The sequence below is a fragment of the uncultured Allobosea sp. genome (assembly GCF_945957345.1).
GTDB lineage: Bacteria > Pseudomonadota > Alphaproteobacteria > Rhizobiales > Beijerinckiaceae > Allobosea.
Genome location: NZ_CAMFKW010000015.1, coordinates 50,774 through 68,364, shown reverse-complemented (window position 1 = coordinate 68,364; position 17,591 = coordinate 50,774). Strand labels below are relative to the sequence as shown.

21 protein-coding genes are annotated in these 17,591 nt (G+C 66.3%); 9 read left to right on the top strand and 12 right to left on the bottom strand.

Annotation, left to right across the window (positions count from 1 at the left end; genetic code table 11):
* Nucleotides 1–6: 6 nt before the first annotated feature.
* Nucleotides 7–933: a pyridoxamine 5'-phosphate oxidase family protein gene (locus Q0Q36_RS09950; RefSeq protein ID WP_293797802.1), complete on the bottom strand. Its 927-nt coding sequence runs from the start codon at nt 931–933 to the stop codon at nt 7–9.
* Complete coding sequence (locus Q0Q36_RS09945) at nt 923–1,561, bottom strand: glutathione S-transferase (protein ID WP_293797800.1); 639 nt, start codon at nt 1,559–1,561, stop codon at nt 923–925. The genes Q0Q36_RS09950 and Q0Q36_RS09945 overlap by 11 nt, the downstream gene beginning before the upstream one ends.
* A 98-nt stretch (nt 1,562–1,659) precedes the next feature.
* On the opposite strand from Q0Q36_RS09945, the gene Q0Q36_RS09940 reads away from it, so the two are divergent.
* Nucleotides 1,660–2,586, top strand: coding sequence for a LysR family transcriptional regulator (locus tag Q0Q36_RS09940; protein WP_293797799.1), 927 nt, complete (start codon nt 1,660–1,662; stop codon nt 2,584–2,586).
* Here Q0Q36_RS09940 and Q0Q36_RS09935 read toward each other — a convergent pair.
* The 4 genes from Q0Q36_RS09935 to Q0Q36_RS09920 form a co-directional block, all read right to left on the bottom strand.
* A complete protein-coding gene (locus Q0Q36_RS09935) occupies nt 2,558–3,256 on the bottom strand; it encodes an alpha/beta hydrolase (RefSeq protein ID WP_293797797.1) in 699 nt (232 codons plus the stop codon). The two genes, Q0Q36_RS09940 and Q0Q36_RS09935, sit on opposite strands and share 29 nt — an antisense overlap.
* A 70-nt stretch (nt 3,257–3,326) precedes the next feature.
* A complete protein-coding gene (locus Q0Q36_RS09930; protein ID WP_293797836.1) occupies nt 3,327–4,649 on the bottom strand; it encodes an ATP-binding protein in 1,323 nt (440 codons plus the stop codon).
* Nucleotides 4,650–4,780: 131 nt separating this feature from the next.
* Nucleotides 4,781–5,524 (bottom strand): response regulator transcription factor, encoded by a 744-nt coding sequence (locus tag Q0Q36_RS09925; protein WP_293797795.1) that lies wholly within the window; start codon nt 5,522–5,524, stop codon nt 4,781–4,783.
* Nucleotides 5,525–5,619: 95 nt separating this feature from the next.
* Nucleotides 5,620–6,162 carry a MarR family winged helix-turn-helix transcriptional regulator gene (locus Q0Q36_RS09920; protein ID WP_293797794.1) on the bottom strand — a complete coding sequence of 181 codons (543 nt, stop codon included), beginning with the start codon at nt 6,160–6,162 and terminating at the stop codon, nt 5,620–5,622.
* A gap of 144 nt (nt 6,163–6,306) precedes the next feature.
* Here Q0Q36_RS09920 and Q0Q36_RS09915 point away from each other — a divergent pair, with 144 nt between their 5' ends.
* Nucleotides 6,307–7,194: a branched-chain amino acid aminotransferase gene (locus Q0Q36_RS09915; protein ID WP_265055769.1), complete on the top strand. Its 888-nt coding sequence runs from the start codon at nt 6,307–6,309 to the stop codon at nt 7,192–7,194.
* A 218-nt stretch (nt 7,195–7,412) separates the two neighbouring features.
* On the opposite strand, the gene Q0Q36_RS09910 is transcribed toward Q0Q36_RS09915, so the two are convergent.
* The 5 genes from Q0Q36_RS09910 to uvrC all read right to left on the bottom strand — a co-directional run bounded on the left by Q0Q36_RS09910 (nt 7,413) and on the right by uvrC (nt 12,006).
* Nucleotides 7,413–8,447 carry a DUF1176 domain-containing protein gene (locus tag Q0Q36_RS09910; RefSeq protein WP_293797793.1) on the bottom strand — a complete coding sequence of 345 codons (1,035 nt, stop codon included), beginning with the start codon at nt 8,445–8,447 and terminating at the stop codon, nt 7,413–7,415.
* 4 nt (nt 8,448–8,451) lie between these two features.
* Nucleotides 8,452–8,919, bottom strand: a complete 468-nt coding sequence (locus tag Q0Q36_RS09905) for a molybdenum cofactor biosynthesis protein MoaE (RefSeq protein ID WP_293797791.1) — start codon at nt 8,917–8,919, stop codon at nt 8,452–8,454.
* 4 nt (nt 8,920–8,923) lie between these two features.
* On the bottom strand, nt 8,924–9,217 hold the full coding sequence (gene moaD / locus Q0Q36_RS09900) for a molybdopterin converting factor subunit 1 (protein WP_293797790.1): 294 nt from the start codon (nt 9,215–9,217) through the stop codon (nt 8,924–8,926).
* Nucleotides 9,214–9,825 (bottom strand): CDP-diacylglycerol--glycerol-3-phosphate 3-phosphatidyltransferase, encoded by a 612-nt coding sequence (gene pgsA, locus Q0Q36_RS09895; protein WP_293797788.1) that lies wholly within the window; start codon nt 9,823–9,825, stop codon nt 9,214–9,216. Before pgsA ends, moaD begins: the two co-directional genes overlap by 4 nt.
* Nucleotides 9,826–9,891: 66 nt before the next feature.
* Nucleotides 9,892–12,006, bottom strand: a complete 2,115-nt coding sequence (uvrC, locus tag Q0Q36_RS09890; protein ID WP_293797786.1) for an excinuclease ABC subunit UvrC — start codon at nt 12,004–12,006, stop codon at nt 9,892–9,894.
* 358 nt (nt 12,007–12,364) lie between these two features.
* Between uvrC and Q0Q36_RS09885 the strand changes: the two genes are divergently transcribed.
* The 4 genes from Q0Q36_RS09885 (at nt 12,365) to Q0Q36_RS09870 (ending at nt 13,983) form a co-directional block, all read left to right on the top strand.
* Nucleotides 12,365–12,574, top strand: a complete 210-nt coding sequence (locus Q0Q36_RS09885) for a cold-shock protein (RefSeq protein WP_257731337.1) — start codon at nt 12,365–12,367, stop codon at nt 12,572–12,574.
* 137 nt (nt 12,575–12,711) lie between these two features.
* Nucleotides 12,712–13,002: a 30S ribosomal protein S21 gene (gene rpsU, locus Q0Q36_RS09880; RefSeq protein ID WP_293797783.1), complete on the top strand. Its 291-nt coding sequence runs from the start codon at nt 12,712–12,714 to the stop codon at nt 13,000–13,002.
* Nucleotides 13,003–13,044: 42 nt separating this feature from the next.
* On the top strand, nt 13,045–13,305 hold the full coding sequence (locus tag Q0Q36_RS09875) for a hypothetical protein (protein WP_293797780.1): 261 nt from the start codon (nt 13,045–13,047) through the stop codon (nt 13,303–13,305).
* A 99-nt stretch (nt 13,306–13,404) separates the two neighbouring features.
* Nucleotides 13,405–13,983 (top strand): chloramphenicol phosphotransferase, encoded by a 579-nt coding sequence (locus Q0Q36_RS09870; RefSeq protein ID WP_293797779.1) that lies wholly within the window; start codon nt 13,405–13,407, stop codon nt 13,981–13,983.
* Between the two features lie 23 nt (nt 13,984–14,006).
* On the opposite strand, the gene Q0Q36_RS09865 is transcribed toward Q0Q36_RS09870, so the two are convergent.
* Complete coding sequence (locus Q0Q36_RS09865) at nt 14,007–14,402, bottom strand: RidA family protein (RefSeq protein WP_293797834.1); 396 nt, start codon at nt 14,400–14,402, stop codon at nt 14,007–14,009.
* 133 nt (nt 14,403–14,535) lie between these two features.
* Between Q0Q36_RS09865 and Q0Q36_RS09860 the strand changes: the two genes are divergently transcribed.
* The 3 genes from Q0Q36_RS09860 to Q0Q36_RS09850 all read left to right on the top strand — a co-directional run bounded on the left by Q0Q36_RS09860 (nt 14,536) and on the right by Q0Q36_RS09850 (nt 17,582).
* Entirely contained in the window at nt 14,536–15,555 is a 1,020-nt protein-coding gene (locus Q0Q36_RS09860; protein WP_293797777.1) for an NADP-dependent oxidoreductase, read from the top strand.
* 84 nt (nt 15,556–15,639) lie between these two features.
* A complete protein-coding gene (lgt, locus tag Q0Q36_RS09855) occupies nt 15,640–16,494 on the top strand; it encodes a prolipoprotein diacylglyceryl transferase (protein ID WP_265055759.1) in 855 nt (284 codons plus the stop codon).
* Entirely contained in the window at nt 16,491–17,582 is a 1,092-nt protein-coding gene (locus Q0Q36_RS09850; protein WP_293797775.1) for an SAM-dependent methyltransferase, read from the top strand. Before lgt ends, Q0Q36_RS09850 begins: the two co-directional genes overlap by 4 nt.
* The last annotated feature ends 9 nt before the right edge of the window (nt 17,583–17,591 follow it).

Here is a 17,591-nt window from a genome sequence, read left to right as displayed (position 1 = left end):
ATTGCTCTAGGCAGCCGCCGACCACAGGCCGGTCTGCAAGGTGGTCGGCGCGAACTCAGGCGCCGTCCAACGCAGGGGCAGCGCATACGCCCGGCGCCAGCCGCGCCGAACGTGAAAGCGCCAGAGGCGCTCGGCGCCATCGAGCCGGGTCAGCTCCGGACCCTGCCAGACGATCTCCGCCTCGCCCTGCAATTGCAGCAGCGTGCCCGTCGCGAAATCGACGAAGAGCAGCGCGGCGCGGGGCTCCTGCAGCAGGTTCCCCAAAGTGTTGAAGTAGTTGTTGCCGGCGAAGTCCGGGATCGTAAGCGTGTCGCCGTCGATGCGGACGAAGCCTGGCCGGCCGCCGCGATGCGAGATGTCTACGCCGCCGGTCTCGCTGCCGAGGGCCGCAGCACTGGCGATGAACAGGGTGTCGGCTCCGGCGATCAGGGCCTTCGCCTCAGCATCGAGACCCGACAGTTCCACGGGCTGCGCAGCGAACTCCGTTCCATCCTGAATCCGGTTGCGGATCTGGATGTATTTCGCGCAATTGCCGAAGCTCTGAGCCACCGAAACCGCGAAGCCGTCTGCGCTGACGGCCGCGATCCGGCCATTGGCGCGATTGCGGCGGCGGGTCTCAAGTTCGAGGCCGAGCAGGCCGATCGGGCTTCGCGGCCGGAAGGATTCGAAAGCCGGATCATTGCCCGAAGGCAAAGCCAGGGCCACCAGCGTGGTCGGATCCGGGCTCATGACGAAGCCCGGCCGGGCGGTCAGCACCGTCGCCAGCGGCCAGCCGTCCTGGTCGAGCACGCCGGCGAAGAGCCAGGGCAACTGGCCGAAGAAGATGCGGTGCTGATCCGGCATGAAGTTGCGGATGCCGGCGCCGCGCGAGGCGACACCGGCCAGTTCCTGCGCCGCCAGCTCGCCGGAATGGAAGGGGCCGTCAGGCAGCATCGTCGTCGAGCTCCGGCGGCAGGGGCGAGGGCGGGATCGGCTTGAAGAAGGGCAGGGCCTCGATCCGGGCGAGCCAGCGGCGCACGGCCGGATAGGGCTTCAGCGAGATGCCGCCTTCGGGCGCATGCGCGACATAGGAATAGCAGGCGAGGTCGGCGATCGTCGGGTGCGCTGTGGCGAGGTAGTCGCGCGTCGCCAGATGCTCTTCCATGAAGGTGAGGAGCCGGACCGCGATGCGTTTGGCACGGGCCTTGTCGTCGTTCAGGCCGAACTGGGTGATCAGCCGCGCGATCGAGGGGCCGTGCATGACCTCGCCTGCGGCGATCGAAAGCCAGCGCTGGACATGGGCGGCACCGACGGGATCGAGCGGCAGCCAGGTGCTGTCCGGGGCATAGCGCCGGACCAGATAGACCATGATCGCGTTGCTGTCGGCAAAGGTGAGGTCGCCGTCCTGCAGGACCGGAATCTGGCCGAGCGGGTTGAGCTTGCGAAAGGCATCACCCCGCCTGACATCGGCCGGAGCCTCCTCTGTGCGATAGGGCAGGCCGAGCGCCAGCAGCAGCAATTCGACGCGGTGGGCGTGGCCCGAAAGCGGCGTTCCGTGGAGGATGATCTCGGGCGACGGCATGACGGTTCTCCTGCTTTTGTTGAGATGATGATCGTTTCGCTGAAGAAGCTAAATCTGCTATTTTCCGAACTCAGAATTTCGATTTGTGGAATGATGTGATGGACCGGATCGAGGAGCTGGCGATCTTCGTGGGGATCGTCGATGCCGGCAGCCTCGCCGGAGCCGCCCGACGTTTGCGCAAGTCGCGGCCGGCCGTGACGCGGGCGCTTGCTGGGCTGGAGGAACGCGTCGGGACGCAACTGATCGCGCGGACGACGCGGCGCCTGACTCCGAACGATGCCGGTCGGGAGCTTGCCGCAACCGCGCGGCGCCTGCTCGCCGATTACGAAGCGGCGCTCGGCGTCGCGGCGGCCGAGCCGGTCAGCGGGCTGTTGCGCATCACCGCGCCGCTCTCCTTCGGAAGGCGGCATGTCACGCCGCTGGTGAGCGAGTTCCTCGATCGCTATCCACAGGTGCAGGTCGAGCTTGTCCTGGCGGACCGCAACCTCGACCTGATCGAGGAGGATTTGCAGCTTGCCGTCCGGATCGGACCCTTGCCGAATTCCGGCCTGCTGATGCGCAAGGTCGGGGAGGTCCGGCGCATCCTGGTCGCAGCGCCCACCTATCTCGCAAGCTGCCCGCCGCTCAGGCGCCCGGCCGATATCACGGCGCATGAGACGATCGCGAGCGTTGCCGCGAACCAGACGCTGACCTGGCGCTTCGGCGGGCCGCGTTCAGGCAGCTCGGTCGTGCTGACGCCGCGCTTGATCGTCAACGAGGTCGAGTCGGTGCTGATCGCTGTGCGGGCAGGGCGTGGACTGGCGCGGGTTTTGTCCTATCAGGCGGCGGACGACCTCGCTGCGGGGACACTGGTGCGGCTGCTGCCGGACTTCGAACCATCGCCATTGCCGGTGCAGATTGTGGTGCCTGGCGGGCGCCAGCCGTCGCCCCGCGTGCGGGCCTTCATCGACCACGCGGTGGCGCGCCTGCCCGCTCTCGCGCCGATCGGCCCCGGCGTCAGCGCAGCGAGCCTGCGAAGCTCGTGATGGCGGAGACGACCTGTCCCTCGCGGCCGATGAAGCCGTGATAGGCGCGGGCCTGGCAGGGATCGCCGGTCGAGCTGCCTCCGTCGATCCAGACCAGGCGCGCCTTTCCGCCGGTCCATTGCTGGAAGGCGACGGCCGATTCCGGCAGCGTCAGGCGACAGGTGTCCTGCCGGTGATGGATGATGAGCGTCGGCGGCAGGCGCGAGGGATCGCCGATCATACCGCGCGCGCCGTCCAGGATGGATGAGGCGAAGACGATGCCGTCCGGCCGTGCCGCCAGCGCTCCCGCGACTTTGAGGGCGCCGCGGCTCATCGCCACGACGATGACGCGCGGCGCGATCCCGCGCATGTATTCCACCGCCTCGGCCGGGTCGGCACCGCCATCGAGCGTGATGCTGGCAATGCCGCTACGTAGATAGTCCGCGCGGGTGCGCACGATCCAGTTGCCGTTGCGCGCGACGCTGCCATCGGCGCCGATGCCGACATATCCGTCGCCGCCGGTCAGCAGCACGAGCCCGGCACGGGCCCTGCCGGCGGGCTTGTCGAGCAGGGCGCGGCCATTGCCGAAGAAGCTGCCGCCGAGATCGACGACCTCCTCGGCCTGGACAGCCGTGATGGACAGCAGGAGGGCGCCCGCCAGAAGAGCCAGAGTCTTTCGTAGAAATCGCATGCCGGGCCTACCCTTGCCTCAGCGGGAGACTAGCGCCGGGCTTTGGCCGGTGTCGAGCGAAACCGCGCCTTTAGACCGGCAGCCTTACAGTCGCGCGCAGGCCGCCAAGCGGTGAGTCGCCCAGCATGATGTCGCCGCCATGGGCGCGGGCGATGTCGCGGGCGATGGCGAGGCCCAGGCCCGTACCGCCGCCATCGACATTGCGCGCCTCGTCGAGCCGGAAGAACGGCCGGAAGACGTCCTCGCGCTGGTCCGGCGGGATGCCGGGGCCGTCATCGTCCACCATCACGATCAGGTAGCGCGCGTCATGGGTCGCCCGGATCGCGATGCGGTCGCCATAGCGTGCGGCGTTGGAGACGAGATTGGTCAGCAGGCGGCGGAAGGCGTCCTGACGGATCACGACCAGCGGATCGCCCACCACCGTCAGTTCGGTCTGATGGCCCTGGCGCTCGGCGTCGGATTTCAGTTCCTCGAGCAGGGCGCGGATATCGGTCTCGACGGCCGTCTCGCCGGCATCGCCGCGGGCGAAGGCGAGATAGTCCTCGAGCATGCGGCTCATCTCGTCGACATCCTTCTCCAGCGCCTCGATCTCCCAGGAGCGCTCCATCAGGGCGAGCGAGAGCTTGAAGCGGGTGAGGATGGTGCGCAGGTCGTGGCTGACGCCGTTCAGCATCGTCGTGCGCTCGCCGATCGAGCGCTCGACGCGCCGCTTCATCTCGATGAAGGCATTGCCGGCGCGGCGGACTTCGCGGGCGCCGCGCGGCCGGAAATCGGCGTCGCGGCCCTTGCCGAATGCCTCCGCCGCGTCGGCGAGCTTCAGGATCGGGCGGATCTGGTTACGCAGGAACAGCACCGCGATGGTCAGCAGGATCAGCGACGTCCCGATCATCCAGAGCAGGAAGATGTGGCTGTTCGAGGCATAGGCCGAATTGCGCCGGGTCAGGATGCGCATCACGTCCTTGCCGAGTTTGATGCGGATCTCGATCAGGCTGGAGCGGCCGACCGTGTCGAGCCAGAACGGGCGGGCGACCTGCTGCGACAACTCGGTCGAGAGCGCATTATCGAGCAGCGAGAAGAACGGACGCGGGCCCGGCGCCGGTAGGTCGGAATCGGGGATGATGTCGAGATCCATGCCGAGCCGCTCGGCCGCGATGCGCGACAGCGTCGTAAGGTCGGCATCCTGCGGATAGCTCTCATAGACATCGATCAGCATGGCGATGTCGGCCGAGACGGCCGAGGAGAGGCGCTGCGTCACCGTTTGCCAGTGCCGCTCCATGAAGACATAGGCGATGACCGATTGCAGCAGCACGACCGGCGCGATGACGATGACGAGCGCGCGCGGATAGAGCCCCTTGGGCATATAGCGCGCGATGAGTTGCAACGGCCGGCCGATGCGTTTGAAGACCGGTCGGACCGCCTGGCCGAGATTTTCCAGCGCCCGTTCCACACCGGCAACGGCGCGCGTCACCACGCGTGCGGCGGAGCGCAGCGCGGATGGGCCTTTCCTGCCGGGTTGCAGCGGTGTCACGTCCGGTCCGTCACCAGCCTGTAGCCGACGCCGCGCACGGTCTGAAGATAAAGCGGGTCGGTCTGGTCGCGCTCGACCTTGCGGCGCAGGCGGTTCATCTGAACATCGACGGTGCGGTCATTGGCGGCGGAGCCCTGCGCGGCCAATTCCTCGCGTGGCACGACCTCGCCGGCACGTTCGGCGAGCGCCGTCAGGATTTCGCGCTCGCGCTCGGTCAGGCGGATGGTCTCCTCGCCCTTGCGCAGTTCGCCGCGCGCCAGCCCGTAGATGAAGGGGCCGAAACGGACGAAATCCGGCCGCGTCCCGGATTGCGCGGCTTCGACGACCAGCGTGCGCTTCAGGATATTGCCGAGCCTGAGCAGCAATTCACGCGGTTCGAAGGGCTTCGAGAGATAATCGTCGACGCCGATCTCGAGGCCGTTGATGCGGTCCTTGCCGTCGGCGCGGGCGGTCAGCATCAGGATCGGCACGGCGGAGCCGCCGCGGAAGCGGCGGGCGAAGTCGAAGCCGTTCTCGCCAGGCATCATCACGTCGAGCACGATCGCATCGAAGACGAGATTGTCGAGCCGGGTATCGGCTTCTGCCGCGTTAGCCGCGGTCGTCACCCGGTAGCCGTGATCGCCGAGGAAGCGGGCGAGCAACTCGCGCAGGCGCCGGTCGTCATCGACGACGAGGACATGTGGAGCCTCGTCGGGCAGAGGTTTGTGGGCCGGCTTCGCCAAGGTCTCGGTTGCGATCATCTCGCGCCTTTCTCCTGCGCCGGTCTTGGGCCGGCGCGCCGCGGTGCAGGGCTCCCATAGCATAACGTGCGGAGCCGGTCGCCGCCGAGGAGACTCTAAGCCTTGTCGAGAAGGCGCTCCACCTTCGGCCGCTCGGCCGGGTCGATCAAGGCGGCGAGATAGCGCGCGGCGATGGCTGCGGTCTCGGGGCTGGCGCCTTCGAGCGCCCGGTTGATGCGCTTCGCCTGGAGGCGGACGAGGCGCAGTGCCAGATCCTGGCCCGAGGGCGTGGTGTGGAGATGGCGCTGGCGCTTGTCCTGCCGGCCGGTGCGCTGCTCGATATAGCCCTTCTCGACCAGCTCCTTGAGCACGCGGTTCAGGCTCTGCTTGGTGATCTGGAGGATGTCGAGCAATTCGGCGATGGTGAGGCCAGGCCGGCGCTGGACGAAGTGCAGGACGCGGTGATGGGCGCGGCCGAAACCGTAATCGGCGAGGATGCGGTCCGGGTCTCCGACGAAGTCGCGATAGGCGAAGAACAGCAGCTCGATCAAGTCATGCGGCACCGCCTCGGAGGAAGGCCTGAGCGGCAGATCTTCTGCGTCGGACGGGGATGGGGCCAAAACGTGCCTTCCAAAAATTTGGGTCAGCCTTATTGACATATCTCAGACGGAAGATTACCGGTCAAGGGCGTTGAGCGAACGATTATTTCAAAGCGTGCCGCTGCAACGCAGCTTTAGACCCGCGCTTGCGTTCCGAAAACGGCTGTGTCCGAGTTCCGGAAACAAGCACCCAGGAGAAGGTCCATGTCAGTCATTCCTTTCGACCAGCGCGATGGCGTCATCTGGTTCGACGGCAAGCTCGTGCCGTGGAAGGACGCGAAGATTCACGTACTGACCCATGGGCTGCACTACGGCTCGTGCATCTTCGAGGGCGAGCGCTCCTATGACGGCGTGATCTACAAGAGCACCGAGCATTCGCAGCGCTTCCACAAGTCGGCCGAGATCATGGATTTCACGATCCCCTATTCGGTCGCCGAGCTCGACGAGGCCAAGTATCTCTGCCTGAAGGAGAACGGCCTGAAGGACGCCTACCTGCGCCCGGTCGCCTGGCGCGGCTCGGAGATGATGGCGGTCTCCGGCATGAATAACAAGATTCACACCGCGATCGCCGTGTGGGAATGGCCGAGCATGTTCGACATGGCGGCGAAGCTGAAGGGCATCCGCCTCGACGTCGCCGATTACCGTCGGCCGGACCCGGCCTGCGCGCCGGTTCATGCCAAGGCCGCGGGCCTGTACATGATCTGCTCGCTGTCCAAGCATAAGGCCGAGCGCGCCGGCTATGCCGATGCGATGATGCTCGACTGGGAAGGCAATGTCGCCGAATGCACCGGCGCCAACATCTTCTTCATCAAGGACGGCGTGATCCACACCCCGCTGGCCGATCGCTTCCTGAACGGCATCACCCGCCAGTCGGTGATCGACCTGTGCCGCCAGCGCGGCTTCGAAGTGGTGGAGCGGCGTATCCGCCCGGAGGAGCTCGAAGGCTTCAACGAGTGCTTCATCACCGGCTCCGCCGCCGAGGTGACGCTTGTCTCCGAGATCGGCCCCTACAACTTCATCACCGGCAACATGGGCAAGGTGGTGATGGAAGACTATTCGGCCGCGGTGCGCTCGCAGTCGAAGGCGGCGTGATCATTCGCCAGGTCTTGTCCACCGTTGTCATTCCGGGGCGCGCCGCAGGCGCGAACCCGGAACCCACGACCGGGTGAGACAGCCGATGCCGCGGTTGCTGGCCGATTTGCCCCGTCGTGGGTTCCGGGTTCTTCGCTGACGCGAAGCCCCGGAATGACGAAGGGGCTCTGAACGCGATTCTCGGACCGGGGCCTTGCTCCGCCCGAGAATGACGCTGTTCACTTCCCCTTGCTGCGATAGAGCGTGATCCAGTCCTCGGACGAGATGCCGCGGCATTCGCCCATCATGCTGAACTCGGTCTGGACGAAGGTGCTGCCGGTCCAGGCATAGCCGCCGGTCGCACCGCAATCGCCGATGCCGCGCCCCTTGTCGAAGAACGAGACGTGGCCGGTGCGCGGATCGAAGCTGGCATTGGTCAGATCGTTGCCGCCGCCGGCGAAGCTGAGCGGCGTCGCCTTGGCGGGCTCATTCTCGGGCATGATGAAGAACGAGGATGACAGGTTGTAGGCGCCGCGCGAGCAGGCAAGCGCGACCAATATCCGCTTGTTTCCGAGCGTCCAGGCTTCGTCCTGTTCAAGCAGGGCGGCGTCGTCCTCGCAGGAATCGGGGTCCTTCTTCTTCAACTCGGCGCGCAGGCTTGCGGCCTGTTGCTTGCCCGCCTTCATGTCGAGCATCGGCGGCGCCGGAACCGCCGCGATCACGGGAAGGGGCGAAGCCGGTGGCGCGGCTGCGGTCGTGCCCTTGCGAACCAATGCTGTGGCGGTGCTGAGGCGCCCCTGCTGCTCGTCGATCCAGAGCATCGCCGCGACCGAGCCGGCGAGCGAGACGCTGCCGGTGAGGCCGGGCGCCGAGACGGTCAGCTTCGTCGCCTTGCGCGCGGCCTCGATCAGAGCGGCCATGTCTTCGCCGGAAAAGGTCAGTGTCGCCAGATCGCCATCGACCGTAACGGGAAGCGGCTTGCCGCCTGCCGGGAAGGCGATGCCGTCGAGCTTGAGCTGGACCGTGCGCGGCGGGGTCTTCCAGTCGCCGCGCAGCCGCAGCACGAGGCTTGCCGTCCCTTCCGGACCGGCGGGACGTTCGAGGCGCAGATAGGCGACCGGATCGGCTGCCTCTGCTGGCAGGGAGAGGGCCGTGCAGGTCTTGATGTTGTCGCAGCCGGCCATCCAGTCGCGGAATGTCTTCGGCTCCGGCGCAGCGGCGAATGCAAGCGCCGGGAGCGTGGCAAAGCCCGCGGCGAATGCCGCGCTTCTCAAACTGTCAGGGAGCCTGTTCCCAGCGTTTCGCCGCATCGTCGTCATCCGTCTTGGCTTCGACCCAGCCGCCGAGCGTGCCGTCGGCGCGGTGCTCGCGCTTCCAGAACGGGGCGCGGGTCTTGAGGTAGTCCATCATGAAATCTGCGGCCTCGAAGGCGGCGCGGCGATGGGCGGAGGCCGCCAGCATCAGCACGATCTGCTCGCCCGGCCTGATCAGCCCGTAGCGGTGGATCGCGACGAGGCCGAGCAGCGGCCAGCGAGCGGCGGCCCCAGCAGCGACGCGCGCGATCTCGGCTTCGGCCATGCCGGGATAATGCTCGAGTTCGAGTGCGGCGAGCGTGCCGGCCTCGTCACGGCACAGGCCCGTGAAGGAAACGACGGCGCCGATATCGGCACGGCCGGCCAAGAGCGCGTCGATCTCGTCCTGAAGCGCGAAATCTTCCCGCTGGATGCGGACGAGGGGAGAGATCACGGCCTCAGCCGCCCGTCATCGGCGGGAAGAAGGCGATCTCGCGGGCGTTCCCAAGGCGGGCGTGAGGCTTGGCATGGACATGGTCGAGCGCGGCACGCACGATTTTCTCGTCGGCGAAGGCAGCCTCATAGCCCTCGCCGCGCGCCTTCAGCCAGCGCACGAGATCGCTGACGGTGGCGAGATCGGTGGGGATGTCGAGCGTCTCCTCGGGCAGGCCGACGCGCTCGCGTACCCAAGCGAAATAGACGATGCGGACGGTGCGTGTGCCCGCCGCTGCGGTCGCTGTTGCGGTGCTCATGGCGTGCGCTCGTCCTCTTCGACGAGATAGCGGATGCCGGCGTTGAAATAGTCCCATCCGGTGTAGATCGTCAGACCGGCGGCGGCCCAGAGCAGGACGATGCCGATCATGGTGTTGCCGGGGAGCACCTTGTCGCCGGCCGGGCCGACGACAAGGAAGCCGAGCGCGAAGAGCTGCGCCGTCGTCTTCCACTTGGCGACCTTGCTGACGGGGACGCTGACCTTCAGGTCGGCGAGGAATTCGCGCAGACCCGAGACCAGGATCTCGCGGCAGAGGATCACGATCGCCGCCCAGAGCGTCCAGCCGTGGATCTGGCCGGTATAGACGAGCATCAGCAGCAGGGCGGCGACGAGCAGCTTGTCGGCAATCGGATCGAGCATGCGGCCGATCGCGGATTGCTGGCTCCAGGCGCGGGCAATGTAGCCGTCGAGATAATCGGTGATGGCGGCGGCGGTGTAGATGCCCAGCGCGATCCAGCGCATCCAGTCGTCACGCGGCCAGAACAAGATCGCCACCAGGGCCGGGATCGCCAGGATCCGCCCGTAGGTGAGGAGGTTGGGCAGCGACCAGGGGCCGCGCCGCCTGATGGCGTCTGGAAGAATCGTCACGTCGAGCACCAAAGCAATCCGGCCATCGCAGCGTCAACATGCAAGGACGTGAATGTGGCAGAACTTTCAAGCATCGTGAAAGAAATCATGCACGGCCTTCGCCGTCGCGGCATTCACGCCCGGCGTCCGCATGAGGTCGTCGAGCTTGGCGCGCTGGATCGCCTTCACCGTGCCGAAATGCAGCAGCAACGCCCGCTTGCGTGAGGGGCCGATGCCGGGGATCTCGTCGAGCGGGTTCTTCATCGTCTCGCGCTTGCGCTTCGCGCGATGGGTGCCGATGGCGAAGCGGTGGGCCTCGTCGCGCAGGCGCTGGATGAAATAGAGAGCCGGATCGCGCGGCTGCAGCTTGAAGGGCTCCCGGCCCTCCATGTGAAAGGTCTCGCGCATGGCATTGCGGTCTTCCCCCTTGGCGATGGCGACGAGCGGGATGTCGGCCGCACCGAGCTCCTTCATGATCTTGAGCGCGGCGGTGAACTGGCCCTTGCCGCCGTCGACGATGACGAGGTCGGGGCGGGAGGGGAAGCCGTCCTCGTCCTTGCGCGGCTTCGGCGCCTTGCGGCCTTTCCCGCGCGAGCCCTCATCCTGAGGAGCCGCGTCAGCGGCGTCTCGAAGGACGTTCAAGGAGGCACCCGAGCCCTCTGGAGTATCCTTCGAGACGGCCGCTGACGCGGCCTCCTCGGGATGAGGGCTGAGGTCGACGCCGCTCTCCTTCGCCAGCTTCGCGAATCTCCGCGTCAGCACCTCGCGCATCATGCCGAAATCGTCTCCGGCGATGGTGTCGGTCGAGATGTTGAAGGTGCGGTACTGGTTCTTCACGAAGCCGTCCGAGCCCGCGACGATCATGCCGCCGACCGCGTTCGTGCCCATGATATGCGAGTTGTCGTAGACCTCGACCCGGCGGGGGGCGCTCTCCATGCCGAAGGCGGCGCCGAGTGCTGCGAGCAGCGATTGCTGCCCGGCATTCTCGGCGAGCTTGCGGGAGAGCGCCTCGCGGGCGTTCTTGACCGCATGGGCCATCAGGTCGGCCCGCTCGCCGCGCTTGGGATGGGCGACTTCGACCTTGCGGCCGGCGCGGGCGGACAAGGCCTGGCCGATCAGCTCGATTTCCTCGACCGGGTGCGAGAGCAGGACGAGGCGCGGCGGTGGCTTGTCGTCATAGAACTGGGCGACGACGGAGGCGAGCACTTCGGCCGGCGCCAATGAGCGGTCGGCGCGCGGGAAGAGGGCGCGGTTGCCCCAGTTCTGGTGGTTGCGGAAGAAGAAGATCTCGACGCAGAACTGCCCGGCCTGCTCGTCGATGGCGAAGACGTCCGCCTCCTCGACCCCTTGCGTGTTGATATCCTGGCCGGCCTGCACAGCCGAGAGCGCGGCGAGGCGGTCGCGATAGCGCGCGGCCTTCTCGAATTCGAGCTCTTCCGCCGCCGCCTGCATCCGGGCGGAGAGGAGCTGCTTCACCGCAGAGGAGCGGCCCGAAAGGAAGTCGCGCGCCTGACTTGCGAGCGCCTGGTATTCGGGGATCGAGACCTCGCCGGTGCAGGGCCCGGAGCAGCGCTTGATCTGGAAGAGCAGGCAGGGGCGGGTACGGTTCTCGTAGAAAGAATCGGAGCAGGTGCGGATCAGGAAGGCCTTCTGCAGCGCATCGATGGTGCGCGTCACCGCCCAGACCGAGGCGAAGGGGCCGAAATAGTCGCCCTTGCGCTGGCGCGAGCCGCGATGCTTCAGGATCGCCGGCGCGTCATGGTCGCCGGTCAGCAGGATATAGGGAAACGACTTGTCGTCGCGCAGCAGCACGTTGTAGCGCGGGCGGAGCTGCTTGATCAGGTTCGACTCGAGCAGCAGCGCCTCGGTCTCGGTGCCGGTGGTGACGAACTCCATGTTCGCCGTCTCGGCGATCATCCGGGCGACGGCGTTGGTATGCGCCATGCCGCGGGCATAGGAAGTCACGCGGTTCTTCAGGCTCTTGGCCTTGCCGACATAGAGCACCTCGCCGGCGCGATCGAACATCCGGTAGACGCCGGGCCTGTTGGGCAGATGCTTGGCGAATTGCTGGATGACCTCGATGCCGGCGTTGAGCGCGCCGGGCGCGGTCTCGGCGATGGCGAGCGCGGGTTCGGCGGGGAGGGCGTCCTCCTCGTCCTCGAACTCGTCCTGGGGCAGGTCGTCCTGGCGCTCGCGATTCATGGTCTCCATGTAGGATGCCGCAGCCGCTTCGTCATGTCAGGAGAGGCGCGGTTTCCTGGGTCACATGAACGGTCGTGTCCCATCCGATAGAAACAATGTGGAACTGAGAGGGGCGATCGTTTTTGACGGTTGTTTCCGGTCGTTCAGGCCGCAGATTTTCGTTTTCCCGGAGCGGCATCTTCGTTGTCGATTTGACATCGGTCCGGATGCTCCCTATCTCTTGATCTCGATTTAGGCCTGATGACTTGGCCATTCGTGCCTTTTGAGCGCGACATGCTGACGATTTTCTTCCTCTAATCGAATTCGCTGCCGCATGTTTTCCATGGGGCTTGGATAAGCATGTTTGCGGGAGGCGCAGATGGCTTCTGGTACGGTCAAGTGGTTCAACGCCACCAAGGGTTTCGGTTTCATTCAGCCTGATGATGGCGGGCAGGACGTGTTCGTCCATATCAGCGCTGTCGAGCGCGCCGGCATGCGCGATCTGCGCGACGGCCAGAAGATCTCCTACGAGATCGTCCAGGACAAGCGCTCGGGCAAGAGCTCGGCCGATAACCTGCGGGCCGAATAAGCCGCCTGGAGGCGGAACGACGACGCTTTGAGGCGACCACGGATGTACCGGCGCCACGACACGACGTTTCGCACAAGCGGTTGATGGAGGGTCGGGACTACAAGCCCGGCCCTTTGTGCTTTCTGGAAAGGATGACCATGCAAGTTCTCGTTCGGGACAACAATGTCGAGCAGGCGCTCCGCGTTCTCAAGAAGAAGCTGCAGCGCGAAGGCGTGTTCCGCGAGATGAAGCAGCGCCGCGAATTCGAGAAGCCGTCAGAGCGCCGCGCCCGTGAAAAGGCGGAAGCCGTGCGGCGCGCCAAGAAGGCCGCCCGCAAGCAAGCGCAGCGTGAAGGCTTGTTGCCGGCGCCGAAGCGCAAGCTGCCGGTCGGCAAGGGCCGCCCAGGCGCCGGGCCGGGAGCCGGGGCGCCGCGTCCGCCTTCCGTCTGACCGGCGCAGACCGATCAACGCCTGTCGCGTAAGGAGTTTCGCATGTCGAGCCGCAACATGAAGCTGGACGAGATCGCTGCCCGGGCGCAGGAGGCCCTTGCGAAGACCGAGCAGCGCCGCCAGGATTCTCTCGACGCTTGGCAGGCGCTCGAGGATGAGGCCAACCAGGCCCGCCTCAAGACCGAGAAGCTGCGCGCCCTGCGCCTCGCGCGGGATGCCGAGGAGGCCGCCGCAAAGGCGGCTGCCTCGATCAGCAAGGCGGCTGCGAAACGTCCGAGCCGGGCTGCCGCGAAGTCGCTCTGAAGCTCTTCCCTTGACGATGTTTCGGACGGGCGGCCATCTGGATGGGCCGCCTGTTCGCATTTTGGCTGGGGCGGTCTGTGTCCGGCAGAGGAGCGCGCAATGACCGATTCCTCTCCGGGGCCCGGCCGGATCATCCTGCTCAACGGCGCGTCGAGCAGTGGCAAGTCTTCACTGGCCCGCGCTATTCAGAGCCGGATCGATACGCCGTTCTGGCATATCTCGATCGACCATCTCCGCGATTCCGGCGTACTCCCGACGGCGCGGATCAGGAGCGGCGAATTCGACTGGCGGCTGATGCGCGAGGCGTTCTTCCTCGGTTTCGAACGCTCGCTGCTCGCCTATGTCGAGGCCGGCAACGACCTCATCGTCGAACACATCATGGAGAGCGAGGCCTGGCTGCTGCGCCTTGCGGACACGCTTGCCGGTCATGACGTGTTCTTCATCGGCGTGCATTGCGCGCTGGAAGAACTGGAGAGGCGCGAGCGCGAACGTGGCGACAGGCCGATCGGCGACGCCCGACGCGACTTCCACCGCATTCATTCCTATTGCCTCTACGATATCGAGGTCGATGCGATGCAGGATCGGAAGATCAATGCCGACGCGGTGATCGCCGCATGGCACGCGCGCTCGAACTCCACGGCCTTTGAACGGCTGCGCGAGCGTCGCGACCGGGGCTGAGCGCTGTCTGGTGTGGCGAGCGGTCAGGCCGCTGCGACGCAGTCGATCTCGATGTCGAACGGCCCTGGCCATGCCGGAACGCATATAAAGATGCGCGCAGGCGGGTCCTTCGGAAAATAGCGCGCATAAACTGCGTTCACTACGGGAAAGCTGTCGACCGAGGTGCAGTAGACATTGCATTTCAGAACGTTGTCCAGTGACGAACCCGCGGTCTCCAGGCAGAGCTTCATCTGCTCCAGAACGATCTCGGTCTGACGCTCGATGGATGCATGGGCGAGGATTTCGCCTGTTGCTGGATCGAAAGGCGGAAAACCCGAAACATACAGCGTGTCGCCATGACGCGTCATCGCCGAGGTCGGCGCCTTCCAACGCTCGAGCCATGTCGATAGCGGTTCGACGCGGATGATCTCTCGTTTCATCATCGTGCTGCGATAGCCTTGAATAATGGGTGGGCGGGGGCTTTCTAATTTAGCCTAGTCGAAACGCGCGCGGTTGCGATGGTGAACGCTACGGGCGTGACCGAAGCATCGGGCTCCAACAGGACATGCGAACATGATTCGGACCGATAATCTGCGCATCACTTTGGCCTCCCGCCCCGATGGCCGCCCGAGCCCGCAGAATTTCCGGCTGGAGCACGTGGCCACTCCGGCGCCCGCCGAGGGACAGGTGCTGCTCAAGATCCTCTATCTCTCGCTCGATCCCTATATGCGCGGGCGGATGAGCGCGGCGAAATCCTATGCCGCCGCGACCGAGATCGGGCAGGTGATGGAAGGCGGAACCGTCGCCGAAGTCATGGAAAGCCGCGATCCGGCCTTCAGGCCCGGCGATATCGTGCTGTCCTATTCCGGTTGGCAGTCCCATGCCGTGGCCGACGGCGCGCAATTGCGGAAGCTCGATCCGAAGAGCGCGGCGGTGACGACGGCGCTGGGCGTGCTCGGCATGCCCGGCTTCACCGCCTATGCGGGCCTGCTGACCATCGGCCAGCCCAAGCCCGGCGAGACGGTCGTGGTCGCGGCGGCAAGCGGGCCGGTCGGTTCTGCGGTCGGGCAGATCGCCCGGATCAAGGGCGCGCGGGCGGTCGGCATTGCCGGCGGCCCCGAGAAATGCGCCTTCGTGCGCGATACCTTCGGCTTCGATGCCGTCATCGACCATCGCGATCCCGAGATGGCGGCCAAGCTCGCCGCCGCCTGCCCGGATGGTATCGACGTCTATTTCGAGAATGTCGGCGGCCATGTCTGGGATGCGGTCTTTCCGCTGCTCAACACCTTCGCGCGCATTCCGGTCTGCGGCCTCGTCGCGCAGTACAATGCGAGCGGCGAATTTCCGGGACCGGACCGGCTGCCGGGGATGATGCGGCAGGTGCTGTCGAAGAGCCTGACGATCCGCGGCTTCATCCAACGCGAATTCGTTGCCGCACAGGGACCCACCTTCCGCGAGGACATGGCGCGCTGGATCGCTGAGGGCACGGTGAAGTACAAGGAAGATATCGTGACCGGACTGGCGAACGCGCCGGAAGCCTTCATCGGCCTGCTGGAGGGCAAGAATTTCGGCAAGTTGATCGTCAAGCTCTGAGGCAGGCTGCCACGGACAAGCCTTTTTCCTTGACCATTGAGCGGGCGCGCGGCCATCTCGCGGCGCCCGCCATCGGAACTTCCCATGCCCGTCTTCGCCATTCCCTTCCCGATGATCGACCCCGTCGCGGTGCAGCTCGGGCCCTTGGCGATCAAATGGTACGGGCTCGCCTATGTCGTCGGGCTGCTCGGCGGCTGGTGGTATGCGCGCAGGCTCGTCGCCTCCGACAGGCTGTGGGGCGGTAGGGCGCGGCCTCAAGCCGTCGAGCTCGACGACATGCTGCTCTTCGTCGCCTTCGGCGTCGTGCTGGGCGGGCGCATCGGCTTCGTGCTGTTCTACGACCTGCCGCGTTATCTCGCCCGCCCGCAGGACATCTTCGCGATCTGGCAGGGCGGTATGTCCTTCCATGGCGGGTTGATCGGCGCGACGCTGGGGCTGTGGTTCTTCGCCAAACGGCGAAATTATCCGGCGCTGTCGGTGTTCGATCTCGCAGCCGCGGTGGTACCGATCGGACTCATGCTCGGGCGCATCGCCAATTTCATCAATGGCGAGCTCTGGGGCCGGCCGGCCCCCGATTTCCCCTATGCGATGATCTTCCCGAATGGCGGGCCGTTGCCGCGCCATCCGAGCCAGCTCTACGAGGCCTTCGCCGAGGGGCTTCTGCTTTTCGTGCTGGTCAATCTGTTCGTCCGCTTCGGCGGCTTCCGGCGGCCGGGCCTCGTCGCCGGCGTCTTCGGCATGGGCTATGCTGTCGCCCGGATCGTCTGCGAGTTCTTCCGTGAGCCTGATCCGCAACTCGGCTTCCTGTTCGGCACGTCGGTCGACGCGCTTTCGGGCGGCATCACCATGGGCATGCTGCTTTCGCTGCCGGTGTTCTTCGCCGGCCTGTGGCTGGTGCTGCGCAGCCGGCGGGGGATGCCCGGCGGGGCGCGGGCGTGACCGCGCTCAAGGCCGAGATCATCGACCTGATCCGGCAGGAAGGCCCGATCGGTATCGGCCGCTACATGGCGCTGGCGCTCGGCCATCCCCGCCATGGCTACTACATGACCCGCGATCCGCTGGGGGCCGAGGGCGATTTCACCACGTCGCCCGAGATCAGCCAGATGTTCGGCGAATTGATCGGGCTCTGGGCGGCCCATGCCTGGCAGGCGATGGGCGCGCCGGCGCGGTTTCGGCTTGTCGAGCTCGGGCCGGGCCGGGGCACGCTGATGGCCGATATGCTCCGGGCGACGCGGATCGTGCCGGGCTTCCATGCGGCGCTCTCCGTCCATCTCGTCGAGACCAGCCCGGTGCTGCGCGCCCGGCAGGCGGCGACGCTGAAGGGATACGACCCGATCTGGCACGATACCGTTGCCGGCGCGCTCGAAGGCCCGGTGATCGCGGTCGCCAACGAATTCCTCGACGCGCTGCCGCTCGACCAGTTCGTGATGATGCCGGAGGGCTGGCACGAGCGGCTGGTCGGGCTCGACGATGCAGGCGCGCTCGCCTTCGGCCTTGCCGCGGCAAGCGAAGATGCGCTGCGAATCGCGGCTGCGGCCGGCGCGGTGTTCGAGCAGCCTGCCATCGCGCTCGATATCGTCACGCAGCTTGCGGGCCATCTGGCCTCGGCAGGTGGGGCGGCGCTGCTGATCGATTACGGCTCGATACGTTCGGGCTTCGGCGACACGCTGCAAGGGATGAAGCGGCATGAATTCGTCGATCCGCTGGCAGAGCCCGGCGATGCCGATCTCACCGTCCATGTCGATTTCGAGCGGATGGGGCAGGCAGCGCTCAAAGCTGGAACTGCCCTGCACGGGCCGGCGACCCAGCGGGATTTCCTGCTCGCTCTAGGCCTCCCGCAGCGGGCGCAGGCCTTGTCGCTCAAGGCGAATGCGCGGCAGCGCGACGCGATCTCCGATGCGTTCGACCGCCTGATCGCGCCGGGCGAGGCCGGCATGGGGGATTTGTTCAAGGTTCTCGCGCTATCGCAGCGGAACCTGCCGCCTCTGCCTGGATTTGACCTTCATCGGCTGCCAGATCGGGGCTGAACTCAGCGG

Bases quoted from the DNA above. Each gene is read 5' to 3' on its own strand.
- Q0Q36_RS09860 (WP_293797777.1), top strand. From the start codon at position 14,536: ATGATTCGGACCGATAATCTGCGCATCACTTTGGCCTCCCGCCCCGAT.
- moaD (WP_293797790.1), bottom strand. From the start codon at position 9,217: ATGAGCACCGCAACAGCGACCGCAGCGGCGGGCACACGCACCGTCCGC.
- Q0Q36_RS09945 (WP_293797800.1), bottom strand. From the start codon at position 1,561: ATGCCGTCGCCCGAGATCATCCTCCACGGAACGCCGCTTTCGGGCCAC.
- rpsU (WP_293797783.1), top strand. From the start codon at position 12,712: ATGCAAGTTCTCGTTCGGGACAACAATGTCGAGCAGGCGCTCCGCGTT.
- uvrC (WP_293797786.1), bottom strand. From the start codon at position 12,006: ATGAATCGCGAGCGCCAGGACGACCTGCCCCAGGACGAGTTCGAGGAC.
- Q0Q36_RS09865 (WP_293797834.1), bottom strand. From the start codon at position 14,402: ATGAAACGAGAGATCATCCGCGTCGAACCGCTATCGACATGGCTCGAG.
- Q0Q36_RS09925 (WP_293797795.1), bottom strand. From the start codon at position 5,524: ATGATCGCAACCGAGACCTTGGCGAAGCCGGCCCACAAACCTCTGCCC.
- Q0Q36_RS09920 (WP_293797794.1), bottom strand. From the start codon at position 6,162: ATGTCAATAAGGCTGACCCAAATTTTTGGAAGGCACGTTTTGGCCCCA.
- Q0Q36_RS09885 (WP_257731337.1), top strand. From the start codon at position 12,365: ATGGCTTCTGGTACGGTCAAGTGGTTCAACGCCACCAAGGGTTTCGGT.
- Q0Q36_RS09875 (WP_293797780.1), top strand. From the start codon at position 13,045: ATGTCGAGCCGCAACATGAAGCTGGACGAGATCGCTGCCCGGGCGCAG.
- Q0Q36_RS09915 (WP_265055769.1), top strand. From the start codon at position 6,307: ATGTCAGTCATTCCTTTCGACCAGCGCGATGGCGTCATCTGGTTCGAC.
- Q0Q36_RS09870 (WP_293797779.1), top strand. From the start codon at position 13,405: ATGACCGATTCCTCTCCGGGGCCCGGCCGGATCATCCTGCTCAACGGC.
- lgt (WP_265055759.1), top strand. From the start codon at position 15,640: ATGCCCGTCTTCGCCATTCCCTTCCCGATGATCGACCCCGTCGCGGTG.
- Q0Q36_RS09940 (WP_293797799.1), top strand. From the start codon at position 1,660: ATGGACCGGATCGAGGAGCTGGCGATCTTCGTGGGGATCGTCGATGCC.
- Q0Q36_RS09950 (WP_293797802.1), bottom strand. From the start codon at position 933: ATGCTGCCTGACGGCCCCTTCCATTCCGGCGAGCTGGCGGCGCAGGAA.
- Q0Q36_RS09935 (WP_293797797.1), bottom strand. From the start codon at position 3,256: ATGCGATTTCTACGAAAGACTCTGGCTCTTCTGGCGGGCGCCCTCCTG.